The organism is Serratia sp. HNCC26DJ206, from assembly GCF_057180605.1.
In genome coordinates this window covers 1-1,169 of sequence record NZ_JBXUGP010000103.1, presented here as the reverse complement: position 1 = coordinate 1,169, position 1,169 = coordinate 1, and the positions used below count along the sequence as shown (strand labels likewise).

The 1,169-nt window shown below is 56.6% G+C and carries 1 protein-coding gene; it reads left to right on the top strand.

Annotated features, from left to right (window positions below):
• A partial coding sequence (locus AC2A1E_RS24105; protein WP_484385860.1) for a fimbria/pilus outer membrane usher protein occupies nucleotides 1-1,141 on the top strand: 1,141 nt, incomplete at its 5' end.
• Nucleotides 1,142-1,169 lie beyond the last annotated feature (28 nt).

The following is a 1,169-nucleotide window of genomic DNA, read 5'->3' as shown; positions in this document are numbered from 1 at the left end:
CGCTTTTTTTAGCCGCAGCCTCACCGAACGGATTTCGCTTAACGCCAATGCCAGCCAGCAAACGTCTGGCTACCGTGAACTGAGTGACGCCTTGCAGGCTGAAGCGCAGGATAACGCGGCAAGAAACCGCAATCAGTTTGGTGGCGGTTTGAGTTGGGCGCAGGAGTTGATCGGTAGCCTGTCACTCTCCTGGGCGCGAACCAGCACCTTTGATGGCGACCATACCGATTACGTACGTGGCGGATGGAGCAAACAGATCGCTAGCGTCTTTGTGGGTGCCAGCCTGGAGCACAGTACCGGTAGCCGTACAACCGAGGCTGAAAACCGTGCCTACCTGACGGTCAATGTGCCCTTTGGCAGCCGCAGCATCAGCAGCTATGTCAACAGCAGCAGTAGCAGCAGCCGAGCCGGGGTGCGCTACAACGATCGTTCCAGCCAGGACCGTGGCTGGAGCCTGATGAGCGAGCGCGACTTCAGCAACCAGAGTACCTTAAACGGTGCCAACTTCGACATGGTCACGCCGATCAGCCAGCTTAGCGGTGGCCTTACCCACCGTTCTGACAACACCACCACCTGGTCAGCCCGCGCCACGGGCGGAATAGTTGCGCATCACGGTGGCGTTACGCTATCGCCGTATAACATTGGCGACACCTTCGGCATTGCCAAAATCGGTGAAGAAGCGGGCGTGCGCCTGGAAACACCGGCAGGCCCGACCTGGACCGACCGCCGTGGCTACGCGGTAATACCCACACTGAACGGCTTCAAGCGTTCCGCCGTTCAGGTAGACACTCGCAGCCTGGGTAAGAATGTCGATATCAACAACGCCTGGCAGGAGACCGAAGCGGCTCGTGGTTCAGTAAACTACTTCAATTTTGACGTGGTGCGTACCCGCCGGGTATTGGTTGAAGTGAAAGATGCGCAAGGTCAACCGTTACCTCACGGTGCCAGCGTATTCGATAGCGCAGGCAATTTTGTCACCGTGGTAGGTGAAAAAGGCAGCCTGTTTATTCCTGATGCGGCCAACGGTATGAAGCTTGACGTACAGAGCTCAGGCAAGACTATTTGCAGCCTGCAACTCACGCTGCCAGAAAAGAGCGAGCAGAATGAATTGTATGAAACCGCAACCGCACAATGCCGCTAATCACAGGAGCTCTCTGATGAAAATAGGC